22 protein-coding genes are annotated in these 20,809 nt (G+C 70.8%); 11 read left to right on the top strand and 11 right to left on the bottom strand.

The features are described from left to right. Window positions 1-11: 11 nt before the first annotated feature. Window positions 12-461: a CBS domain-containing protein gene (locus ACODT0_RS03555; RefSeq protein WP_057592415.1), complete on the bottom strand. Its 450-nt coding sequence runs from the start codon at window positions 459-461 to the stop codon at window positions 12-14. A gap of 146 nt (window positions 462-607) precedes the next feature. Between ACODT0_RS03555 and ACODT0_RS03560 the strand changes: the two genes are divergently transcribed. The 3 genes from ACODT0_RS03560 to ACODT0_RS03570 all read left to right on the top strand — a co-directional run bounded on the left by ACODT0_RS03560 (window position 608) and on the right by ACODT0_RS03570 (window position 5,118). Beyond that, window positions 608-1,915, top strand: a complete 1,308-nt coding sequence (locus ACODT0_RS03560; RefSeq protein WP_489040597.1) for an O-acetylhomoserine aminocarboxypropyltransferase — start codon at window positions 608-610, stop codon at window positions 1,913-1,915. A gap of 61 nt (window positions 1,916-1,976) precedes the next feature. Then, window positions 1,977-4,259 (top strand): hypothetical protein, encoded by a 2,283-nt coding sequence (locus tag ACODT0_RS03565; RefSeq protein ID WP_489040598.1) that lies wholly within the window; start codon window positions 1,977-1,979, stop codon window positions 4,257-4,259. A 49-nt stretch (window positions 4,260-4,308) separates the two neighbouring features. Beyond that, a complete protein-coding gene (locus ACODT0_RS03570) occupies window positions 4,309-5,118 on the top strand; it encodes an alpha/beta fold hydrolase (protein ID WP_057592412.1) in 810 nt (269 codons plus the stop codon). Window positions 5,119-5,130: 12 nt separating this feature from the next. Here ACODT0_RS03570 and ACODT0_RS03575 read toward each other — a convergent pair whose 3' ends face one another. Both ACODT0_RS03575 and ACODT0_RS03580 read right to left on the bottom strand, forming a co-directional pair. After that, a complete protein-coding gene (locus ACODT0_RS03575; RefSeq protein WP_261210438.1) occupies window positions 5,131-5,802 on the bottom strand; it encodes a Rossmann-fold NAD(P)-binding domain-containing protein in 672 nt (223 codons plus the stop codon). A 46-nt stretch (window positions 5,803-5,848) separates the two neighbouring features. Beyond that, window positions 5,849-6,244: a thioredoxin family protein gene (locus ACODT0_RS03580; RefSeq protein WP_057592410.1), complete on the bottom strand. Its 396-nt coding sequence runs from the start codon at window positions 6,242-6,244 to the stop codon at window positions 5,849-5,851. A 101-nt stretch (window positions 6,245-6,345) separates the two neighbouring features. Here ACODT0_RS03580 and ACODT0_RS03585 point away from each other — a divergent pair, with 101 nt between their 5' ends. After that, window positions 6,346-6,690, top strand: coding sequence for an Mpo1-like protein (locus ACODT0_RS03585; protein ID WP_296735874.1), 345 nt, complete (start codon window positions 6,346-6,348; stop codon window positions 6,688-6,690). A gap of 9 nt (window positions 6,691-6,699) precedes the next feature. On the opposite strand, the gene ACODT0_RS03590 is transcribed toward ACODT0_RS03585, so the two are convergent. Next, window positions 6,700-7,911, bottom strand: coding sequence for a YihY family inner membrane protein (locus ACODT0_RS03590; protein WP_261210433.1), 1,212 nt, complete (start codon window positions 7,909-7,911; stop codon window positions 6,700-6,702). 14 nt (window positions 7,912-7,925) lie between these two features. On the opposite strand from ACODT0_RS03590, the gene ACODT0_RS03595 reads away from it, so the two are divergent. Both ACODT0_RS03595 and ACODT0_RS03600 read left to right on the top strand, forming a co-directional pair. Then, on the top strand, window positions 7,926-8,393 hold the full coding sequence (locus ACODT0_RS03595) for a DUF2069 domain-containing protein (RefSeq protein WP_409976509.1): 468 nt from the start codon (window positions 7,926-7,928) through the stop codon (window positions 8,391-8,393). Beyond that, complete coding sequence (locus tag ACODT0_RS03600) at window positions 8,390-9,826, top strand: FAD-binding oxidoreductase (RefSeq protein ID WP_413764043.1); 1,437 nt, start codon at window positions 8,390-8,392, stop codon at window positions 9,824-9,826. The genes ACODT0_RS03595 and ACODT0_RS03600 overlap by 4 nt, the downstream gene beginning before the upstream one ends. Before the next feature lie 123 nt (window positions 9,827-9,949). Here the strand turns inward: ACODT0_RS03600 and ACODT0_RS03605 are convergent, their stop codons facing one another. The 6 genes from ACODT0_RS03605 to ACODT0_RS03630 all read right to left on the bottom strand — a co-directional run bounded on the left by ACODT0_RS03605 (window position 9,950) and on the right by ACODT0_RS03630 (window position 15,725). Next, on the bottom strand, window positions 9,950-10,321 hold the full coding sequence (locus tag ACODT0_RS03605; protein WP_489040599.1) for a nitrile hydratase accessory protein: 372 nt from the start codon (window positions 10,319-10,321) through the stop codon (window positions 9,950-9,952). Next, a complete protein-coding gene (gene nthB, locus ACODT0_RS03610; RefSeq protein WP_489040600.1) occupies window positions 10,318-10,977 on the bottom strand; it encodes a nitrile hydratase subunit beta in 660 nt (219 codons plus the stop codon). Before nthB ends, ACODT0_RS03605 begins: the two co-directional genes overlap by 4 nt. After that, the gene (nthA, locus tag ACODT0_RS03615; protein ID WP_172705377.1) at window positions 10,974-11,606 is read right to left on the bottom strand and encodes a nitrile hydratase subunit alpha; all 633 of its coding nucleotides are present in this window, start codon (window positions 11,604-11,606) and stop codon (window positions 10,974-10,976) included. The genes nthB and nthA overlap by 4 nt, the downstream gene beginning before the upstream one ends. Window positions 11,607-11,630: 24 nt before the next feature. Then, complete coding sequence (locus ACODT0_RS03620) at window positions 11,631-14,060, bottom strand: TonB-dependent siderophore receptor (RefSeq protein ID WP_489040601.1); 2,430 nt, start codon at window positions 14,058-14,060, stop codon at window positions 11,631-11,633. Between the two features lie 112 nt (window positions 14,061-14,172). After that, a complete protein-coding gene (locus ACODT0_RS03625) occupies window positions 14,173-15,189 on the bottom strand; it encodes a FecR domain-containing protein (RefSeq protein WP_489040602.1) in 1,017 nt (338 codons plus the stop codon). Then, window positions 15,186-15,725, bottom strand: coding sequence for a sigma-70 family RNA polymerase sigma factor (locus ACODT0_RS03630; RefSeq protein ID WP_261210417.1), 540 nt, complete (start codon window positions 15,723-15,725; stop codon window positions 15,186-15,188). The genes ACODT0_RS03625 and ACODT0_RS03630 overlap by 4 nt, the downstream gene beginning before the upstream one ends. Window positions 15,726-15,857: 132 nt before the next feature. Between ACODT0_RS03630 and ACODT0_RS03635 the strand changes: the two genes are divergently transcribed. The 4 genes from ACODT0_RS03635 to ACODT0_RS03650 all read left to right on the top strand — a co-directional run bounded on the left by ACODT0_RS03635 (window position 15,858) and on the right by ACODT0_RS03650 (window position 18,815). Then, entirely contained in the window at window positions 15,858-16,691 is an 834-nt protein-coding gene (locus tag ACODT0_RS03635; RefSeq protein ID WP_261210415.1) for a thymidylate synthase, read from the top strand. Window positions 16,692-16,761: 70 nt separating this feature from the next. Continuing rightward, on the top strand, window positions 16,762-17,271 hold the full coding sequence (locus ACODT0_RS03640; protein ID WP_489040603.1) for a dihydrofolate reductase: 510 nt from the start codon (window positions 16,762-16,764) through the stop codon (window positions 17,269-17,271). Further along, window positions 17,268-18,356: a phosphatidate phosphatase App1 family protein gene (locus ACODT0_RS03645; protein ID WP_489040604.1), complete on the top strand. Its 1,089-nt coding sequence runs from the start codon at window positions 17,268-17,270 to the stop codon at window positions 18,354-18,356. The genes ACODT0_RS03640 and ACODT0_RS03645 overlap by 4 nt, the downstream gene beginning before the upstream one ends. Before the next feature lie 225 nt (window positions 18,357-18,581). Beyond that, window positions 18,582-18,815, top strand: coding sequence for a hypothetical protein (locus ACODT0_RS03650; RefSeq protein ID WP_261210409.1), 234 nt, complete (start codon window positions 18,582-18,584; stop codon window positions 18,813-18,815). Here the strand turns inward: ACODT0_RS03650 and ACODT0_RS03655 are convergent. Next, window positions 18,802-19,794: an AraC family transcriptional regulator gene (locus tag ACODT0_RS03655; protein ID WP_261210407.1), complete on the bottom strand. Its 993-nt coding sequence runs from the start codon at window positions 19,792-19,794 to the stop codon at window positions 18,802-18,804. The two genes, ACODT0_RS03650 and ACODT0_RS03655, sit on opposite strands and share 14 nt — an antisense overlap. Before the next feature lie 158 nt (window positions 19,795-19,952). Here ACODT0_RS03655 and ACODT0_RS03660 point away from each other — a divergent pair, with 158 nt between their 5' ends. After that, window positions 19,953-20,801: a TauD/TfdA dioxygenase family protein gene (locus tag ACODT0_RS03660; RefSeq protein ID WP_057589681.1), complete on the top strand. Its 849-nt coding sequence runs from the start codon at window positions 19,953-19,955 to the stop codon at window positions 20,799-20,801. The last annotated feature ends 8 nt before the right edge of the window (window positions 20,802-20,809 follow it).

Below are 20,809 nucleotides of genomic sequence, written 5' to 3' on the forward strand. Positions count from 1 at the left end.
GTTGCGGCGCTTCAGTTCTTCTCGTCTTCCGCCGGCCAGTCGCGGATGTAGGCCTTGAGCATCTTGTTCTCGAAGTTCTGCGCGTCGACCACGGCCTTGGCCACGTCGTAGAAGCTGATCACGCCCATCAGCATGCGCTTGTCCATCACCGGCATGTAGCGCGCGTGGCGCTCGAGCATGATGCGGCGGATCTCGTCGAGGTCGGTTTCGAGGGTGCAGGTGACCGGGGCGTCGTCCATGGCCTTGCGCACCAGCGTGCCGCCGACCTGGCCGCCGTTGGCGACGATGGTCACGATCACTTCACGGAAAGTGAGCATGCCCACGAGGTCGCCATGCTCCATGACGACCAGCGAGCCGATGTCCTTGTCCGCCATCGTCTTGACGGCTTCGGCCAGCAGATCGTCTGGCGTGATGGTGAAGAGCGTGTTGCCCTTGACGCGAAGGATGTCGCTGACTTTCATCGTGTGCTCCTCTCGGACTCTGTCTTTCCCGGCAACCTGCCTTTTTTGAATATAGCCCACAATCGGCGCCGACTCCCACGGCCCGGTATGCCGCTGTCACGCAGCGGACGCGACCCGGCCCATAGCGCCGCTCCAGAAAGGACCCCATGCCCGGCTATTCCGACCCCGGTTTCGACACCCTCGCGCTGCACGCCGGCGCCTCGCCCGACCCCACGACCGGCGCGCGCGCGGTGCCGATCCACCTGACCACCTCCTTCGTCTTCGAGTCGAGCGACCATGCGGCCGCCCTGTTCAACCTCGAGCGTTCGGGCCATGTCTACTCGCGCATCAGCAACCCCACCAACGCGGTGCTCGAGCAGCGGGTGTCGGCGCTCGAGGGCGGCATCGGCGCGATCGCCACCGCCAGCGGCCAGGCGGCGCTGCACCTGTCCATCGCCACGCTGATGGGCGCGGGCTCGCACATCGTGGCCAGCACCGCGCTGTACGGTGGCTCGCAGAACCTGCTGCACTACACGATGCGCCGCTTCGGCATCGAGACCACCTTCGTCAAGCCCGGCGACCTCGACGGCTGGCGTGCCGCGGTGCGGCCCGAGACCAAACTGTTCTTCGGCGAGACCGTGGGCAACCCCGGCCTCGACGTGCTCGACATTCCGGCCGTGGCCGAAATCGCGCACGAGGCCGGCGTGCCGCTGCTGGTCGACTCCACCCTGACCTCGCCCTACCTGATCAAGCCGCTGGACTTCGGCGCCGACCTGGTCTACCACTCGGCCACCAAGTTCCTCTCGGGCCACGGCACGGTGATCGGTGGCGTGGTGGTCGACGGCGGCAGCTTCGACTGGGAGAAGTCGGGCAAATTCGCCGAGCTGAGCCAGGCCTACGACGGCTTCCACAACATGGTGTTCAGCGAGGAGAGCACGGTCGGCGCCTTCCTGCTGCGCGCGCGCCGCGAGGGCCTGCGCGACTTCGGCGCCGCGATGAGCCCGCACACCGCCTGGCTGATCCTGCAGGGCATCGAGACCCTGCCGCTGCGCATGGAGCGCCACATCGACAACACGCAGAAGATCGTCGAGTTCCTCGCCGCCCATCCCTTCGTCTCGCGCGTGGGCCATCCGCTGATCGAATCGCACCCGAGCCACGCACTGGCGCAGAAGCTGCTGCGCCACGGCGCGCGCGGCGCGGGCGCGGTGTTCAGCTTCGACATCAAGGGCAGCCGCGCCCAGGGCAAGGCCTTCATCGAATCGCTCAAGCTCTTCAGCCACCTCGCCAACGTGGGCGACTGCCGCAGCCTGGTGATCCACCCGGCCAGCACCACCCACTTCCGCATGACCGACGAGGCGCTCGCGGGCGCGGGCATCTCGCAGGGCACGATCCGGCTGTCGATCGGCCTCGAGGATCCGGCCGACCTGATCGACGACCTGAAGCGCGCGCTGAAGGCGGCCGAGAAAGCGGCATGAGCGCCGCGCCGGGCCACCCCAGGCAAGCTCGCACCGCAGTGCGAAGCACGAAGGTACTTCGATGAGCGTGGACGACGCCGCCGAGGCGATGGACGGCTACGAGCGCCAGCGCGCCGCACTGCTCGCCAGCGTGCCGCGCATGCCGCACCATTGGCAGGAAGCCGGCCGCTCGCTCTACGAGCAGGCCCACCTCGCGCGCCGACTCGGACGCCACCCCGAATCGCGTGCGCTGATGCTCGAGGCGGTCACGCGCCTGGGCTCGATCGCACTGCCGCAAGCCTGGTTCGAGGTGGCCGACTGGGCCTGGGAAGACGGCGACCACGACGTGGCGGGCCGGCTCTATCACGACGCGATGTTCAAGACCGGTGGCTGCACCGAAGAGGAGGCGCAGCGCATCGTCGAACGCCTGCGCTCGCTCGGCGACGACCATGGCCATCCGTGGGTCTGGGCTGCGCTCATGCGTGCCTCGCTCGGCGACCCCGGTGAAGACTCGGCGCCCGAGCGCCTGCGCGCCATCGAGGCAATGCACGCGCGCGCCGGCGGCCTGCCGGCGGCACTGCGCATCCGCGCACGGGCACGCGACAACGCCGGCGACCTCGAAGGCGCAGCGGCCGACCTCGATGCCTGCATGGCGCGCTCGGCCGATCCGCGCGTGCCGGTCTGGCGCGCGCTGCTCGACTACCGCATGGGCCGGCCCTTCGACCTCGAGGCCATCCAATGGCCCGAGCACCCCGACCTCGGCGGCGGCGACTATTACAGCGCCGGCTGCGAACTGGCGGAGGTGGTCGAGTTGCTGCAGCAGCAGGAAGGCCAATACACGGGCAGCCAGGACCTCGCGCGCGTGAAGGCCGTGGAGGCACGGGCCTATGAGCTCGGCGCGGCGCGCTTCGAGCACTACTTCGCCACCGGCGAGGGCGGCCCGCTGGACGCCGAGCCCCACATCTACGCGATGCTGTGCAACAACCTCGCGATCGCCGGCGGCTTTCGGCAGGAGAAGTTCGCGCAGGCCATTCCCTGGCACGACAAGGGCTGGGCCGTATCGCCGTTCTGGGAGCAGTACCACGGGCGGCTGCGCTGCCAGGCGCGCATCGGGGACTGGGCCGGCGTCGTCGACTCGTGGACCGTGCTGCGGCGCGCTTTCGGCGACGACTGGCCGGTCGAGCAGGCGGCGTGCGAGGTGGCCTGGGCCTTCGAACGGCTCGGCCAGCCGGCGCAGGTGCTCGAGCTGATGGACCTGCGCGCCGCGCACGCGGGCACGCCGCTGTCCGAACTGATCTCCGACGTCGAGGCCGAGACGCGCCGCGCGGTGCTGATGGCGCTGGGCGCCCAGGCCGCCGCCCGGTTGGGCCTGCGCGGGCCGGTCGAACGGATCGCGCGCGAACTGCTGGCCAGCGACCGCCTGAGCGACGGCCTGTGCCGGCACCTGGCACAGGCCTGGCGCCTGCTGGGCGACGAGGCCCAGGCCGAGCGCTGCGAGCGTGCGCTCGACACGCCCGACCCACATGAACGCCCCGCCCTCGCGCAGGCGGCCGCGCCCGAGGTGGCCGCCATGCTCGGCTGGGCCCGGGCGCCGTTCCTCGACGACGGCTACGCGGTGGTGCGCTTCGCGGCCCTGTCCGACGACGGCTGGTCCTTCGAGCTGCGCAAGGACGGCGAGATGGGCGACGAGACGCTGCCCATCTACGCACAGATCCGGCGCGGCGGCGATGTCCACGACGGCGAGGACGAAGCCCCGCTCGCCGTGCCCACCTGGCAGTTCGGCGTGCTCAACGAAGCGCCGGGCCTGTTCGGTCGACTGCGCGGCAAGGCGCCGACCGCGCGGCTCTACCTGGCCCACAGCCCCACGGGCCACGCACCGCCGGCCGAATGGACCGAAGCGCCGATCGCGCAGTTGCCGCCCGTGTGGGCCGAACTGCAGCGGCGCGTGAGCGAGGCCGACGCGGCCTGGCAGCGGCTGGCCGCCGCCGCCCCGCTCGAACGCATCGAGGCCACCATCGCCCGGCTGCACGCGCAGGGCGTGCTCGACGGACGCGACACCGACCTCGGTATCTGCCGCATCGGCCCGTACCTCGGCGCCTCGGGCGGGGCCTGGGTCGGCCTGAGCGTGGACCGCAAGCGCGACACCGATCCCACGCTGCCCGAGCTGGCCTACGACCCTTATCACTTCATCTACCAGATCGTGCCGGCCACCGACACCGGGCCGGCCTGGGTGATGTACGGCTTCCAGCAGGACGCCGGCAAAGGCCGGCAGATCAAGCCCGGCGACGCGGCGCTCGCACTGGCGGCCGCGCGGCTGTTCGAACGCGCGCTGCAGCGACTGCAGCGCTGGGAGGCCGCGCGATGAGCGCCGGCCCGCACGCACCACAAAGACAGGAAGCCATCGAGGAACACGCATGAGCACGTTCGACGTCAACCACCATCCCACCTATTGCTACACCGGCGGCAAGCCCTTCGATGCCGCCAAGCCCACCGTGGTCTTCGTCCACGGCGTGCTCAACGACCACAGCGTCTGGATCCTGCAGAGCCGCTGGTTCGCCAACCACGGCTGGAACGTGCTCGCGGTTGACCTGCCGGGCCACTGCAAGAGCGAGGGCCCGCCGCCGGCCAGCGTCGAGGAGGCCGCGCAGTTCGTGCTCGCGCTGCTCGACGCGGCGGGCGTGCAAAAAGCGGCGCTGATCGGCCACAGCTTCGGCTCGCTGATCGCGCTGGAAGCGGCCGCGCGCGCGCCGGAGCGCGTGACGCACCTGGCGATGGTCGGCACCGCCTACCCGATGGTGGTGTCGCCGGCGCTGCTCGAGAGTTCGCTCAACGACCCCGAGCGCGCGATCGCGATGGTCAACACCTTCTCGCATGCGCTGCTGGCGCCGCCGCCCTCGGCGCTCGGCCCGGGCACCTGGCTCTACGGCAGCTCGCGCGCGCTGATGCGCCGCGTGCTCGCGAGCAACCGCGAGGCCAACGTGTTCCACGTCGGCTTCAAGGCCTGCAACGACTACGCGGGCGGCGAGGCGGCGATGGAGAAGGTGCAGTGCCCGGTGCTGTTCCTGCTCGGCGACGCCGACCAGATGACGCCGCCGCGCGCCGTGAAGGCCCTGGCCGCCAAGGCGCGCGACGGGCGGACGGTGACGGTGCACGCGGGCCACGCGCTGATGAGCGAGGCGCCCGACGCGGTGCTGTTCGCGCTGCGGGATTTCGTCTCGCGCTGAGGCGAAGCCGCGCTAGCCGCGCGCGGCCAGGTCGTTGATGTCGAGCGGGTCGAGCACCCGCTTGCTCGCTCCATGCCGCGCCACCGCCAGCATCGCGAGCCCCATGTTCTCGGTGGTGGTCACCAGATGCGGCCACAGCCGTCGCGCGAGCCCGAACACCGGCGTGAGCAGCACGATGCCCGCCTTGTACAGCGGCGTCTTGGTGTTCGCGCCGTGCAGCGGCTGGATCGCGCCGGGCCTGAACATGTAGGCGGCCCGGAACGGGAGCTTCAGCAGCGCGTTCTCGGTCGCGCCCTTCACGCGCGCCCACATGCTGCGGCCGCGCTCGCTGCTGTCGGTGCCGGCGCCGGTCACGTAGGCGAAGGTCATCTCGGGATTGAGCCGCGCGAGCACGGTGGCGGCGGCCAGCGTGAGGTCGTAGGTCACGCGGCGGTACGCGTCCTCCTTCATGCCGACCGAGGACACGCCGAGGCAGAAGAAGCAGGCGTCGAAGCCCGTGAGCCGCGGCTCGGCCGCCGTGTAGTCGTACATGTCGGGAAGCACGAGATCGCGCAGCTTGGGATGCTGCTGGCCGCTGGGCCGGCGGCCGACGGCCACGACCTCCTCCACGTCGGGAGCAAGCAGGCATTCGCGCAGCACGCCGAAACCGACCATGCCGGTGGCACCGAAGACGAGGACTTTCATGGGAGGGCCGGCCCCGCGGGCCGCGTGTGTGGACGAGCCGAGTAGATCAGGCGGCCCGCGGCACTGTAAAGAGCGCGGGCTTCTTCTCGAGCACCGCCACCAGCAGCTCGGCATGCAGGCTCGAGGGCTGCGGCGCCGGCAGCGCGGTCAGCATGCGCGACAGCGTTTCGGCATGCGGCAGCAGCGGGCCGAGGAAGCGCGTGCCCGCGGCATCGGCCACCAGCAGGGTCGGGAAGGTCTCGACGTCGAACTCGTCGGCGATGTCGGCATGGTCCTCGATGTCGACCCAGGCGAAGCGCAGCCCGGGATGCGCGCGCGCCACCTGCTCGAACAGCGGCCGGTAGTCGCGGCAGGTGCCGCACCACTCGGCGCACAGGCACACGACCCAGGGCGCGCCGCCGGCCGGCGCGGCGGAATCGGGGGTGGAAGGCAGGGCGCTCAAGGCTCGTACGTGGGCAGAAGGGGGAAGAAAGACCCGGGTGGTGCGCCCGGAAGGTCGTGGCTATTATGGACAAAGCCCCTCCGGGGCGCAGGAGACGCACGATGAACACCTCCACCGCCACTCCCTCCGCTGCGAGCGTCGATCCGCGCCAGTTCACGAGCTTCGCGGAGTTCTATCCCTTCTACCTGACCGAACACGCCAACCGCACCTGCCGGCGGCTGCATTTCGCGGGCTCCACGCTGTCGCTGGCCTGCCTCGCGATGCTGGTGCTGACGCTCAATCCGCTGTGGCTGCTGGCCGGGCTGCTGGTCGGCTACGGCTTCGCCTGGGTCGGGCATTTCGGCTTCGAGAAGAACAAGCCGGCCTCGTTCAAGCGGCCGCTCTACAGCTTCATGGGCGACTGGGCGATGTACCGCGACATCTGGCTGGGCCGCGTGAAGATCTGAGCCCGGCTGCTAGATCAACAGCACGTCGCCCAGCCGCAGCGAGCGCAGCGGCCCCTTCTGCCACAGGTCCTCGAGCGGCTCGGCCTTGGGCATCAGGAGCGCCTCGAGCAGCGGCTCGATCGGCGTCGACGGGTCGGCCAGCAGCACGTAGCGCGGGTCGCCGCCATCGCCGTCCTCGGCCAGCGGCGCGATCCAGTCGAGCGCCACCAGGGTGTCGAGCACCGGCACCAGTTGCAGCGCGTCCACGCGCATCGAGGCCACCAGCCGCGCCGCGCCCGCGCCCTTGTCGGGCGTCGCGCGGGCCCGGGCGAGCTGCTGCAGCACCTCCATCGCCAGTTGCAGCGGCCAGCCGGCGCCGCCGCCGCGCCGGGCCACGCCGGTCAGGAGGCTCGGCAGGTAGGCCGCGATCACCGCGCCCAGCAGCACGATGACCCAGGCCACGTAGATCCACACCAGCAGGATCGGGAAGGTGGCGAAGGCGCCATAGAGCACCGAATAGGTCGGCACCAGGCTCAGGTAGTAGCCCAGCACGCGCTTGGCGATCTCGATCGCCGCCGCCACGAACACGCCGCCGGCCCAGGCATGCGACCAGCGCACATTGGTGTTGGGCACGTAGTGGTAGAGCGAGGCCATGCCGGCGGCCAGCAGCACGAACTCGAAGGCGTCGAAGAACAGCTTGACCGCGCTCACGCCCACCACGTCGCGCGAGGCCGCGAACACATAGGAGGTGGTGGACAGGCTCACCGCCAGGATCAGCGGCCCGAGCGTGATCGTGGCCCAGTAGATCAGCACCCGCTGCGCGAACGGCCGCGGCGAGCGCACGCGCCAGATGTTGTTGAGCGTCTTGTCGATGGTGAGGATCAGCGCGATGGCGGTGATCAGCAGCACGATCAGGCCCGCGATCCCCAGGCCGCTGGCCTTGCTCGCGAACTGGTTGAGGTAGCCCAGCACCTGGCGCGCGATGTTCTCGGGGATCAGGCTCTCGATCAGCCAGCGCTGCAGGCGGCCCTGCATCTTGGCGAACATCGGGAACACGGTGAACAGCGCGAGCGCCACCGTGAAGAACGGCACCATCGCGATGGTGGTGGTGAAGGTCAGGCTGCTGGCCGTGAGGCCGAGGCGGTCCTCGCGAAAACGCTCCCCGAGCACCGCCGCGGTGTTTCGCCAGGGGAAACGGGAGAGATCCCTCCAGAGCTGACGACGATTCATGGCCGGTATCATGCCATCCGCCTTTCATGTTCCCGCAGCGAGGGCGCCCCCGGATCTCCCCCTTGCCCTCTTCACCTTCGCCGCCCGTGAGCCTCTCCCCGCCCCCGCCCTCCTCCGTCGCGACCACCCGCTGGCTCGCGGTCGGCAGCCTCGCCGGGCTGATCGTGCTGGGCCTGGCCTGGGAACTCTGGCTGGCGCCGCTGCGCCCCGGTGGTTCGCTGATGGCACTCAAGGTGCTGCCGCTCGCCATCCCGCTGGCCGGCCTGCTGAAGAACCGCATGTACACCTACCGCTGGGTCAGCCTGATGGTCTGGCTCTATTTCACCGAGGGCGTGGTGCGCGCCTGGAGCGACACCAACGGCATCAGCCAGCTGCTCGCGCTGGCCGAGGTGCTGCTGTGCCTGGTGCTCTTCGTCGCCTGCGCCTGGCATGTCCGCCTGCGGCTGCGCCACGCCAAGGCCGCCGCCCGTCCCCTGGAGGCTTCCACCCCATGACCCCTTCCGCTTCTTCCGCCGCCCTGCTCGAGCGGCTGCGCGCCATCGTCGGCGCCAACCACCTGCTCAACGAGGGCGACCTCACGGCCTACGAACAGGACTGGCGCAAGCGCTCGCGCGGCAAGGCGCTGGCCGTGGTGCGCCCGGCCGATGCGCAGCAGGTGGCCGAGGTGGTCAAGGCCTGCGCCGAGGCCGGCACCGCCGTGATCCCGCAGGGCGGCAACACCGGCCTGGCGGTCGGCTCCATTCCCGACGACAGCGGCACCCAGGTGGTGCTGAGCCTGCAGCGGCTCAACGCCATCCGCGGCATCGACGCGGCCAACCTCACGATGACGGTGGAGTCGGGCTGCATCCTGCAGACCCTGCAGGAGACCGCCGAGAAGGCCGGCTACCTGTTCCCGCTGAGCCTCGCGGCCGAGGGCAGCTGCACCATCGGCGGCAACCTCGCGACCAATGCCGGCGGCACGCAGGTCGTGCGCTACGGCAACACGCGCGAGCTGTGCCTGGGCCTGGAGGTCGTCACGCCGCAGGGCGAGATCTGGCACGGCACCAGCGGCCTGCGCAAGGACAACACCGGCTACGACCTGCGCGACCTGTTCGTCGGCAGCGAGGGCACGCTGGGCATCATCACGGCGGCCACGATGAAGCTCTACCCGCTGCCGGCCGCGCAGCTCACGGCCTGGGCCGCCGTGCCCTCGCTCGACCACGCGGTCACGCTGCTGGGCCTGGCCCACAAGCAGCTGGGCCCGGGCCTCACGGGCTTCGAGGTGATGGGCAAGTTCGCGCTGAGCCTGGTCGACAAGCACATGCCGCAACTGCGCGTGCCCTTCATCGGCGACGAGAACGTGCCCTACTGCGTGCTGCTCGAGAACTCCGACAGCGAATCGGAGGATCACGCGCGCGCGCGCTTCGAGGCCCTGCTCGAAACCGCCTTCGAGGACGGCTGCGTGACCGACGCGGTGGTGGCCGAGAACCTCGCGCAGGCGCACCAGCTCTGGCACATCCGCGAGAGCATTCCGCTCGCGCAGGCCGAGGAAGGCCTCAACATCAAGCACGACATCTCGATCCCCGTCTCGCGCATCCCGGCCTTCGTGGCCGAGACCGACGCGCTGCTGGCGCGCGAGATCGCCGGCGTGCGGCTGGTGAACTTCGGCCACCTGGGCGACGGCAACCTGCACTACAACGTGCAGGCGCCCGAGAACGTCGATACCAAGGCCTTCCTGAAGAACGAGGAAGACCGCATCAACACGCTGGTCTACGAGGCGGTCGAGAAGTTCGGCGGCTCGTTCTCGGCCGAGCATGGCGTGGGTTCGCTCAAGGTCGACACGCTCGAGAAGCACAAGTCGCCGGTGGCGCTCGAGATGATGCGCGCGATCAAGCGCGGGCTCGATCCGAAGAACATCCTGAATCCGGGGCGGGTGATTCGGGTCTGAGGACTTTCTCCCTCCCCCCGCTGGGGGAGGGTCGGGGTGGGTGCACGACGGCTTGCGCATCCGCACGAAGCTCCTGTGCGGGCGCTGGCCCCCATCCCGGCCTTCCCCCAGCGGGGGAAGGAGTCAAGACCCGAAGTCGCCAGGCCGCAACTCGATCGGCTGCCCATGTGGCGTGCGGTCGGCCGCGTGGTCCCAGGCCTCGCGGTAGCGCCCCAGTTCGTCTTGCGAACTCGCGCCCTTGCGCGCCACCAGCGTCTCGAGCGCGGCGAGCCAGTGCCGGTAGTAGGTGTCGCCCGCATCGGGGTCGCCCGCGGCCTGCGCGGCCTGGATCTGCGCGGCCAGGGTCTCGGCCCATTCGCTCCAGCTGAACAGGCCCTTCTCGTGCAGCGCCAGCGTCATCGCGAAGGCCTGGGCCTGCCAGGGCGCGCCGAAGACCGGGCCGTCGGCGTCGCGTGGCATGCCGGGGGCCAGCATCCCGTCGGGATACTGCGTCATTCGGCTGCCTCCAGGTAGCTTTCCCAGGCATCGACCGACACCGCGAGCCTCTGCGCCGCGCCGCCCCAGAGTTCCGCTTCCTCGAACACCACCGTGTAGAGCCACTGCGGCGCCTCGCCCGCGCCCTGCGCGTTGCTGTCGGCGAACACATGCGCGCCATGCAGCCGCTCGACGGTGCCGCGCCGCCCCTGCACATAGCCCGGCAGCCGCGTGTGATGGTCGACGCGGCCCGCGCGCATGCGCACCGCCTGGCCGATCGCGAAGCGCGCGGGCGCCGCGGCCGGCCGCTCGGTGGGCGAGCCCCTGGCCAGCACCGCGGCCACGTCGGCCGCCTGCAGCACGCGCTTGACGGGCGCGGGCGCATGCAGCATGCGGCCCTGCGCGATCTCGTCCTCGAACAGCTGGCCGCGCTCGATCATCAGCCGCTCGAGCGCAGTGAGCCAGATCCGGTAGTAGCTCAGTTGCAGGTAGTGCGGCAAGGTCTCGCGCACGGCGCGGCTCGCATCGATGTTCCATGAACCGGTGGCGCCCATCGCGAGCACCAGCGCGAGCGCGCGCGGTTCCCAGTCGGCATGGAACAGCTCGCCCTCGGGCTCGGGCTGCACCGCGCCGAAGCCGGTGCGGCCGCCGAGGTCGGCCTGGGTCCGGTAGCTCATGGCTGGCTCCCCTGCCCCGGCGCATCGGCGAGCCGGGTGCCGATCATCGAATCGCGCGACACCAGCGCCGCGAGCTCCTCCTCGCCCAGGTGCTCGGTGCCCGCGGGCCGCTGCGGAATCACGAGGTAACGCACCTCCGCGGTCGAATCCCAGATCCGGATGCGCGTGGTCTCGGGCAGCACGGTGCCGAAGTCCGCGAGCACGCCGCGCGGGTCGCGCACCGCGCGCGAGCGGTAGGGCGCGCTCTTGTACCAGGTGGGCGGCAGGCCCAGCACCGGCCACGGGTAGCAGCTGCACAGGGTACAGACCACCATGTGGTGCTGATCGTCGCTGTTGGCCACCGCCACCATGTGCTCGCCCTGGCGGCCGGTGTAGCCCAGCGAGGCGATGGCCGCGGTGGCGTCGGCCAGCAACCAGTCGCGAAAGGCCGGGTCGACCCAGGCCCTTGCCACCACGCGCGCGCCGTTGCGCGGGCCGATGCGGGTCTGGTAGGTGTCGATCAGCGCATCGAGCGCGGCCGGCTCGATGTAGCCCTTCTCGGTGAGCACGCTCTCGAGCGCGCGCACGCGCAGGTCCATCTCATCGAGCTCGCTGTGGTCATCGCCGTGGTCGTGGGTGTGTTCGCTCATGCCCCTCATGCTAAGCGCTGCGACCTACCAGCGGTAGGTCGCGGACGCCACCGCCTTGCGCCGCTCGCCGTAGAAGCAGCCGTAGGTGCACGAGGCGATGTAGGCCTTGTCGGCCAGGTTCGTGAGGTTGAACGCGTAGCGCCAGTGGCCGGTGTCGTACGACACCATCGCGTCGAACACGGTGTACGAGGGCACGATGCCGTTCACGTAGAGCCCGGTGGAAGCGCCCACGTGGCGCACGCCCAGCCCCGCGCGCAGGCCCGGCGCGCCGGCCGCGCCGAAGTCGTACTCGCCCCAGGCCGAGAAGGTGTTGTAGGGCACGTTGCCGCGCCGCTTGCCGACGTTGGCGGCGGTGGTGTCGGCGGTGACGCGCGCGTCGGTGTAGGCATAGGCGGCGATCAGGCTGGCGGAGCGGCCGATGCGCGTGCGCAACTCGATCTCCAGCCCGCGCGAGCGCACCTCGCCGGTCTGCACCGAGAAGCCGGTGTCGACGGGGTCGGTGGACAGCACGTTCTGCTGCCTGAGCTGGTAGACGGCCGCGCTCAGCAGGGTGTCGCTGCCCGGCGGCTGGTAGCGCAGGCCGAGCTCGTACTGCTCGCCGCGCGTGGGCTCGAAGCGCGCGCCCATGCGGTCGACGCCGCTCTGCGGCTGGAACGACTGGCTGAAGCTCGCGAACGGCGCGAGCCCGTTGTCGGCCAGGTAGACCAGGCCGGCGCGGCCGGTGGTGGCCGAGGTCTTCTCCTTCGAGTTCGCGGTCTCGCCGTCGACCGGCACCTGGCGGTCGGTCACGCGGTCGTGCCGCGCGCCGAGCACCACCACCCAGCGCCCGGCGATCTTCATCTGGTCCTGCAGGTACAGCCCGGTGGCATTGCCGGCCATGTCGGGGAAGTAGGTGTTCGGTACCGGCGCACCCGCGACGTAGACGTAGTTCGGCGCGTAGTAGTTGAACTGGGTCGCGATCTCGCGCGACGCGCGCCGCGTGGTGTAGGACTGGTAGGTGGTGTCCACGCCGGCCAGCAGCGTGTGCGCGACGGGGCCGGTGTCGACGCGGTACTCGAGCGAGGTGTCGGTGGTGCGCGCGCGCGAGCGGTCGCGGCGGTCGTAGGACTCATGGAAGGTGGAGCTGGCGCCGTCAGGACTCACGCCGGAGGCGGAGGTGCTCGGGAAGTCGACTTCCGAACGGAAGGCATGTGCGCTGTGGCGCAGCTTCAGGCGATCGCTGAAGGCATGCTCGAAACGGTAGCCGACGGCGGCGTTGGTGCCGGCGTAGCGGTCACGCCCCGGCGTGCCGGTGTAGCGGCTGCTCGGCACCGGTCCGTGGATGTTCGGCAGGATCGTGATGCCGCCGGCCAGCCCGTACACGTAGTCGGTGCGGTTGCGCAGGTACTCGGCCTGCAGCGTGAGCGAGGTCGCCGCGCTCGGCTGCCAGCGGATCGCGCCCGACAGGAAGCGCCGGTCGTCGGGCACGTGGTCGATGAAGGTGTTGCTGTCGCGCACGAGGCCCGTGAGCCGGTAGGTCAGCGTGCCCTGCTCGTCGAGCTTGCCGCCGAAGTCGCCCTTGATCTGGCGGCGGTCGCGGTTGCCGAACTCCACGCCCAGCTCGCGCAGCGGCTCGGCCGTGGGCTGCTTGGTGACGGTGTTGACCACGCCGCCGGGCGCGGCCGTGCCGTAGAGCAGAGAGGCCGCGCCCTTGAGCACCTCGGCGCGCTCGAGCCCGTAGAGCTCCTGCTGGCCGTCGTAGGCGTTGACCATGAACTTCGAGCCGTCGCGGTAGAGGCTGCCCGTGCCGGCGCCGGCCTGGAAGCCGCGGATCACGAACGAGTCGGTGGTGCGGTCGGCGCCTTCCGAGCGCCTCACGCCGGCCGTGTAGTTGAAGGCGTCGACCAGGCTGGTGGGCTGCTGGGCCTCGATCTGCTCGGCCGTGACCACCGAGATCGACTGCGGCGTCTCGAGGATCGGCGTGTCGGTCTTGGTGCCGGCCGTGCTGCGGCGCGCGATGTAGCCGTCGGCCGGCCCGCCGGCGGCGCCGCGCTCGGCATTCACGCGCACTTCGGCCAGCATGGCGGACGGCGCGGGCGCCACCACCTGCGGCGCGGTGGAGGCGGCCGGCGCGCCCGCGCGCACGGTGTAGCCGCCCGCGTCGGTCGGCAGCAGCTCGAGGCCGCTGTCGGCCAGCGCGCGACGCAGCGCCTGCGGTGCGTCGTAGCGGCCGCGCACCGGTGCCGAGGCGCGCTGGCCGACCAGCGCGGCATCGACCGTCAGCGCCAGCCCGGCCTCGCGCGCGATGCGGTTGAGCGTAGCGCCGAGCGGGCCGGGCGGCAGGTCGTAGTCGCGCAGCATGGGGGCGGCCTGCGCCTGCGCGCGGGCTGCCGTCGGCAACAGGGCCGGCATGGCGGAGGCGAACAGCAGCGCGGCGACGAGCGGGGTCGGACGGAACGGGAAGGACGAGGACAAGACGGGACTCCAGGCAGGGGAAGGACGAGGGTTCTCTTCCTGCTTGCCGGACGAGCTTCGAAAAGTGAGAGGGGGCGGCCGAAAAAAATCCGGCGCCGCCCCGATCCAGGCTTCAGCGCGGTGCCTGCCTCGGCTCGATGCGCAGCCACCAGCGCGTGCCGCCCACGAGTTCGACCGGCAGCGCGGCGGTGAGCGCCAGCAGCGCCTTGTCGGTATCGTCCAGCGGCAGCGTGCCGGTCACGCGCAGGCCGGCCACGCGCGGGTCGACTGCGAGGTGACCGGGCCGGTAGCGCGCGAGTTCGGCCACCACCTCGGACAACGGCTGGTCGTCGACCACCAGCATGCCGTCCTTCCAGGCATCGGTGTCGGGGCGCGCGGGGCCGGGGGTGCCGGCGCCGTCGGCGCGCAGTTCCAGGCTCTGGCCCTGCTGCACGATGCGTTCGCCCTCGCAGGCCTGCGCCGGATCGGCCGCGCAGGTGGCCGGCCGTGCCGCCACCGCCGACTGCGTGACCGTGAGCCGCGTCCCGGCGCCGTCGCCGAGCCGGCGCACCACGAAGCGCGTGCCCAGCGCGCGCAGGCTGCCCTCGGGCGTGAGCACGACGAAGGGGCGCTGCTCGGCCGCGTCGCCATGGGCGGTCTCGATGGCGATCTCGCCCGCGCGCAGCACGATCGCGCGCCGATTGCCATCGAAGGCCAGGTCGACCGCGCTGCGGGTGTCGAGGTGCAGCACGCTGCGGTCGGGCAGCACCACGGTGAGCCGCTCGCCGGTGCCGGTGCGGTAGTCGGCGCTCAGGGTGGCCAGCGGCTCGAAGCGGTCGACGGCACCGAGCCCCAGCAGCAGCGCGGCCAGCAGCCCCAGCACGCCCGCGGACTGCTTCCAGCGCCGCGCGGCGCCGCTGCGCACCAGCGCCGAACGCACGGCCTCGCTGCGCGCGGGCGCCAGTTGGGCGTCGAGCTCGCCGAGCTGGGCCCAGGCGCGCCGGTGGTCGGCGTGGGCGTCGAGCCAGCGGCGCAGGCCTTCGGCATCGCGCGCGCCGGCCTCGCCCGAGCCCATGCGCAACTGCCAGCCGATCGCCGCGTCGAGCACGGCCGCGGACACCGGCAGCGACGCCGAGGCCTGCGCGCTCATGCCGACGCTGCCGGCAGCGCGACGCCGAAACGCAGTTCGTAGCCGCGGCGCGCGGCCGTCGCCAGGTACTGCCGCACCCGCGGCACCGACACGCCGAGTTGCCGCGCGATCTCGGCATGGGTCATGCCGTCGAGCCGGCTGTGCAGCCAGGCGGCGCGGGTCTTGGGCGTGAGGCTCGCGAGCAGCGCATCGAGCGCGCGCAGCGCCTGCACCGCCTGCAACTGCTCCTCGGGCGAGGGATAGAGCGCCGGCGGCAGCGCCGCGAGGTCGGCGAGGTAGGCGCGCTCGAGGTCGGCGCGGCGGAAGCGGTCGATCAGCAGGCCGCGCGCCACCGTCGTCAGGTAGGCCCGCGGCTCCTTCATCTCGACCGGCGCCGCCTGCGGCGGGCGCGCGGCCAGCAGCCGCACGAAGGCATCGTGCGCGAGGTCGGCCGCATCCTCGGCGCAGCCCAGCCGGCGGCGCAGCCAGGCCTGCAGCCAGCCGTGATGGCTGCGGTAGAGCACCTGGAGACTGTCGTCGATGGCGGGGGCGGACACGGGATGGCTGCGGCGGAATGTTGAGAATAGTTCTCATCTTAAGGGCTCGCCCGGGGTCCGGACGGGCCGGTCCGCGTCCGAATAAGATTCGGGGCCATGCCCCGCCGTCCGGGGCGCGCCGTTTTCACCGCCATGACCCAACGCCCCATCCGCTCCCAGTACGAAGACTTCATGCGCCACGTCGACACCCACGGCGTGTACAAGAGCGACCGCACCGGCACCGGCACCAGGAGCGTGTTCGGCCACCAGATGCGCTTCGACCTCAACGAGGGCTTCCCGCTGGTCACCACGAAGAAGGTGCACGTGAAGTCCATCATCCAGGAGCTGCTGTGGTTCCTGACCGGCTCGAGCAACAACAACTGGCTCAAGGAACGCGGCGTCACCATCTGGGACGAGTGGGCGCGCGAGGACGGCGACCTGGGCCCGGTGTACGGCGTGCAGTGGCGCAGCTGGCCCACGCCCGACGGCGGCCACATCGACCAGATCGCCGAGGTCGTGAAGACGCTCAAGTCCAACCCCGATTCGCGCCGCATCATCGTGAGCGCCTGGAACGTGGCCGAGCTCTCGAAGATGGCGCTGATGCCCTGCCACGCCTTCTTCCAGTTCTACGTGGCGCCGCCGCAGAACGACGGCGAGCGCGGCCGACTCAGCTGCCAGCTCTACCAGCGCAGCGCCGACATCTTCCTCGGCGTGCCCTTCAACATCGCGAGCTACGCGCTGCTCACGCACATGATGGCGCAGCAGTGCGACCTCGACGTCGGCGACTTCATCTGGACCGGTGGCGACTGCCACATCTACAGCAACCACGCCGAGCAGGTCGCGCTGCAACTGAGCCGCGAGCCCTACCCCTATCCCACGTTGCGCATCAAGCGCCGGCCCGACTCGATCTTCGACTACCGGTACGAGGATTTCGAGTTCGAGGACTACCGGCACCACGACCCGATCAAGGCGCCGGTGGCCGTCTGATCGTCCGCGGGGGCCAAGGGGTGCGGATGCGGTCAAAATCGGGCCGCTTCGAACCCGCCTTCCCCTCGCCATGAACCTCAACCTCATCTTCGCGCGTGCCGCCAACGGCGTCATCGGCGCCGCCAACACCATCCCCTGGCACCTGCCCGAGGACATGGCGCACTTCAAGGCGCGCACGCTGGGCGCGCCGGTCATCATGGGCCGCAAGACCTGGGACTCGCTGCCGCCGCGCTTCCGGCCGCTGCCGGGGCGCCGCAACATCGTGGTCACGCGCCAGGCCGGCTGGCAAGCCGAGGGCGCGCAGCGAGTGGGCAGCCTGCGCGAGGCGCTCGAGGCCTGCGAGCGGCTCGAGGCGCCCGATGTCTGGGTGATCGGCGGCGCGCAGATCTATGCCGAGGCCGAGCCCCTCGCGCGCCGCGCGCTGGTCACCGAGATCGCGCGCGACTACGAAGGCGATGCCTTCGCGCCGGTGCTCGACGCCAGCGCCTGGCGCGAGACGCAGCGCGAATCGCACGTGTCGGCCAAGGACGGCCTGGCCTTCAGCTTCGTGACGTACGAGCGCGTCACGGCCGGCGCATGACACTGGCGCTGCGCCGGCGCACGCTGCTGGCCGGCGCGGCGCTGGCGGCCGGCGGCATCGCACCCGCGCTGGCGGCCGAGCCGATGGAGCCCGACGAGGAGGCGCTGTTCATGAACGGCACCGCGCGGCCCACCGACGACGGGCGGCTCGAGGTCGACATCCATGCCTGGGTCTACGAGCGCGAGCGCCGCTGGGGCCTCAACGCCGCCTTCGCGCGCTACCTCGGTCTCAACCTCAAGAAGCTCTCGCCGGCCGCGCAGCTGCGCTTCAACCAGCGCACCGCGCTGTTCCATGCCGAGTCGGAGGACGGCAAGGTGTTCGACGTGGAATTCGACGGCAGCCCCGGGCGCAAGACCATGCCGCCCTCGGGCGCCGACGGCCGGGTGAACGTGCGGCAGGTGATCGAGGTGCCGCGGCTGTCGCCCGCGCAGCAGTGGCTCGAGTTCCACGCCGTCACCGGCCCCGGCGAACTGCTGCACCGTTTCCGCGGCCGCGCGCTGATCGTGCCGGCGCAGGGCCTGTCGGTGATCTCGGACATCGACGACACCATCAAGCGCACCCAGGTGCGCGAGCGGCGCGAGATGCTGCTCAACACCTTCGCGCGCCGCTTCGAGCCCGCGCCCCACATGGCCGGCTGGTACCGCGCGCTCGCGAGTGCGCCCGACACGCGCTTCCACTACCTGTCGGCCAGCCCGATCCAGCTCTATCCGCCGCTGGCGGAGTTCGTGCGCGAGGCGGGTTTTCCGCCGGGCAGCATGCACCTGCGCGAGAGCACGACCTGGCGCACGCTGATCCCGGGCGACGAGGATTCGCGCGCCCACAAGCTCGGCGTGATCGCGCGCCTGCTGGCCGACTTCCCGCAGCGCCGCTTCGTGCTGGTCGGCGATTCGGGCGAGGCCGATCCCGAGATCTACGCCAGGGTGTTCCGCGACAACCCGGGGCGCATCGACGGCATCGTGATCCGCGACGTGACCGGCGAAGGGCGGCTGTCGCAGCGCTACCGCGCCACCTTCGAGGGCATCGACCCGGTGATGTGGCACCTCGTCGCGCCAGACACCACGGCCTGGCCGATGCCGACGCCCTGACGTGCCGCGCGCACGCTGCGGCGCAACAGAAAAGCCCGCTCGCGACACCGCTGGAAACGAAGCGCCGCGCCACGCGCGACGCTTTACGAAAAAGAGTGCTTCCGTACTGCCGGACTACCACCTGACATAGGCACGAGCGGCGCAGGGTTTAGGCTGCCCTAAGAGTTTTTGCGCACAATGTCACGAACCCATTGCCATCAACGTTCAAGGAGACGGCATATGCCCATGGAGTTTCTTCGGACCATCGCCGAGCAGAAATTGCCATACGTCGTGCACACGCCCGCCGAGATCGACAAGCTGCGCGTGCTGCGCGCGGCGGACCTCGTGACGGCCTTCATTCCCCCTTCGGAGCGCAACCCGCAAGGCCGCGCGATCCGCCAGCTGGCCCAGGTCGAGAGCATCACGGCCAAGGGCATGCTCGCGCTGAACAAGGCGACCTCGGCGTTCATCGAGCTGTAGCGCGCCAGGCTTCGGGAGAACAACCGAACTGGGTGCCGAACCACCGGGTGAAGGCACTGTGCGTGCTGTAGCCCAGCATCGCCGCCACCTCGCCCAAGCTGTGGCGGCCATTGGCCACGTAGCGCCGCGCGAGTTCCTGGCGCACGTCGTTGACCAGTTGCTTGAAGGTCAGCTCGCGCGCATCGAGCTGGCGCTGCAGGGTGCGCATGCTGAGCCCCAGGCCCTGCGCCACCGACTTGCAGGTGGCACGCCCCGCCGGCAGCATCAGGTAGATGGCCTTGCGCACCTCCTGGTCGATCGAGCGCTCGCGCTCGCCGGGCACGGCATCGATCAGCTTGCGCGCATAGGCGGCGAGCACGGCATCGGCCCCGGGATTGGCCACGTCCAGATCCGCCGCGCGGCAGACCAGCCCGTTGAAACTGCCGTCGAACTCGACCGGGCATTGGAAGAAGCGGCGGTGAAAGGCCGCGTCGGCGGGCGGCCCGTGGGTGAAGCTCACGCTGGCGGGCCGCCACCGGTCGCCCAGCAGCGCCGCGCACATCCGGTAGAGCACGCCGATCGCCAGCTCGATCGACTGCCGGGCCGGCATGGACATGACCAGTTCCTCGCGCAGCAGCACCAGCTTGCCGACATCCTCCACCTGGATCGCCAGCCTTTCGTTGAGCAGGTGCAGGTGCTCGATCAGCGTGAGCAGCACCTGCCGCAGCGTCGGCTGGTGCATCAGCAGCAGGCTGACCACCCCGAAGTTCGATAGCTGGCGCCGCGCGGCAATGCGCAGGCCGAAGGACTCGCAGGCCGTGTCGCGCGCCGCGTCCTCGAGCAGGCGGGCCACGCGATCGGCCTCGATCAACTGGTCCGGCTCGCGGACCATCCGTGCGCGCAGTCCCGCCCTGCGCAGCGCCGCGCCGGGGTCGTGACCGAGTTCCTGCGCAACCTCCGAGAAGTTCGTCAGCGCCGCCGCGCGAATCAGTGCCGTCATGCCGGGCCTTTCCAGGGTGGCGGAAATTCTGGCACCAAATGCACAGCGAATGGCACGGAATGCAAAGCGGCGCCGCCCCCTCGCTCCTACAGTCGCCCCCATGCCCGCACCCCGGAGGCCGGGGCGGAAAGACCCAAGAAAAAGCACGGAGACAAGACATGCGGATCGAAGCGTTGACCTGCGCCATCGGCGCGCGGCTCGATGGCATCAGCCTGGCCGATGCGGCCCGGGACGACGGCCTGTTCGAGGAAATCCGGGCGCTGCTGCTGCGGCACAAGGTGCTGTTCCTGCGCGATCAGAAGATCAGCCGGGCCGAGCACGTCGCCTTCGCGCGGCGCTTCGGCGAACTGGAGGACCACCCGGTCGCCGGCAGCGATCCGGAGCACCCGGGGCTGGTGCGCATCTACAAGACGCCGGACGCGCCCAACGACCGCTACGAGAACAGCTGGCACACCGACGCCAGCTGGCGCGAGACGCCGCCGATGGGCTGCGTGCTGCGCTGCGTCGAGTGCCCGCCCGTGGGCGGCGACACGATGTGGGCCAACATGGCGCTGGCCTACGAGCGCCTGCCCGAGCACGTGAAGGCACTGATCGCGCCGCTGCGCGCCCGCCACAGCATCGAATGCACCTTCGGCGCGGCAATGCCGATCGCGCAGCGCCTCGCGCTCAAGGCCCGCTACCCCGATGCGGAGCATCCCGTGGTGCGCGTCCATCCCGAGACGGGCGAGCGGGTGCTGTACGTCAACGGCTTCACGACGCACTTCACCAACTTCCACACGCCCGCCAACGTGCGCTACGGCCAGGATTTCACGCAGGGCGCGTCGGCGCTGCTGCAGTACCTCGTCAACCAGGCCGCCATCCCCGAATACCAGGTGCGCTGGCGCTGGCAGCCCGACAGTGTGGCGATCTGGGACAACCGCGCCACGCAGCACTACGCGGTGATGGACTACCCGCCCTGCCACCGCAAGATGGAACGCGCCGGCATCGTCGGCACGCCGACCGCCTGACCCGCCTT

This window comes from Variovorax sp. FG153 (genome assembly GCF_057809595.1).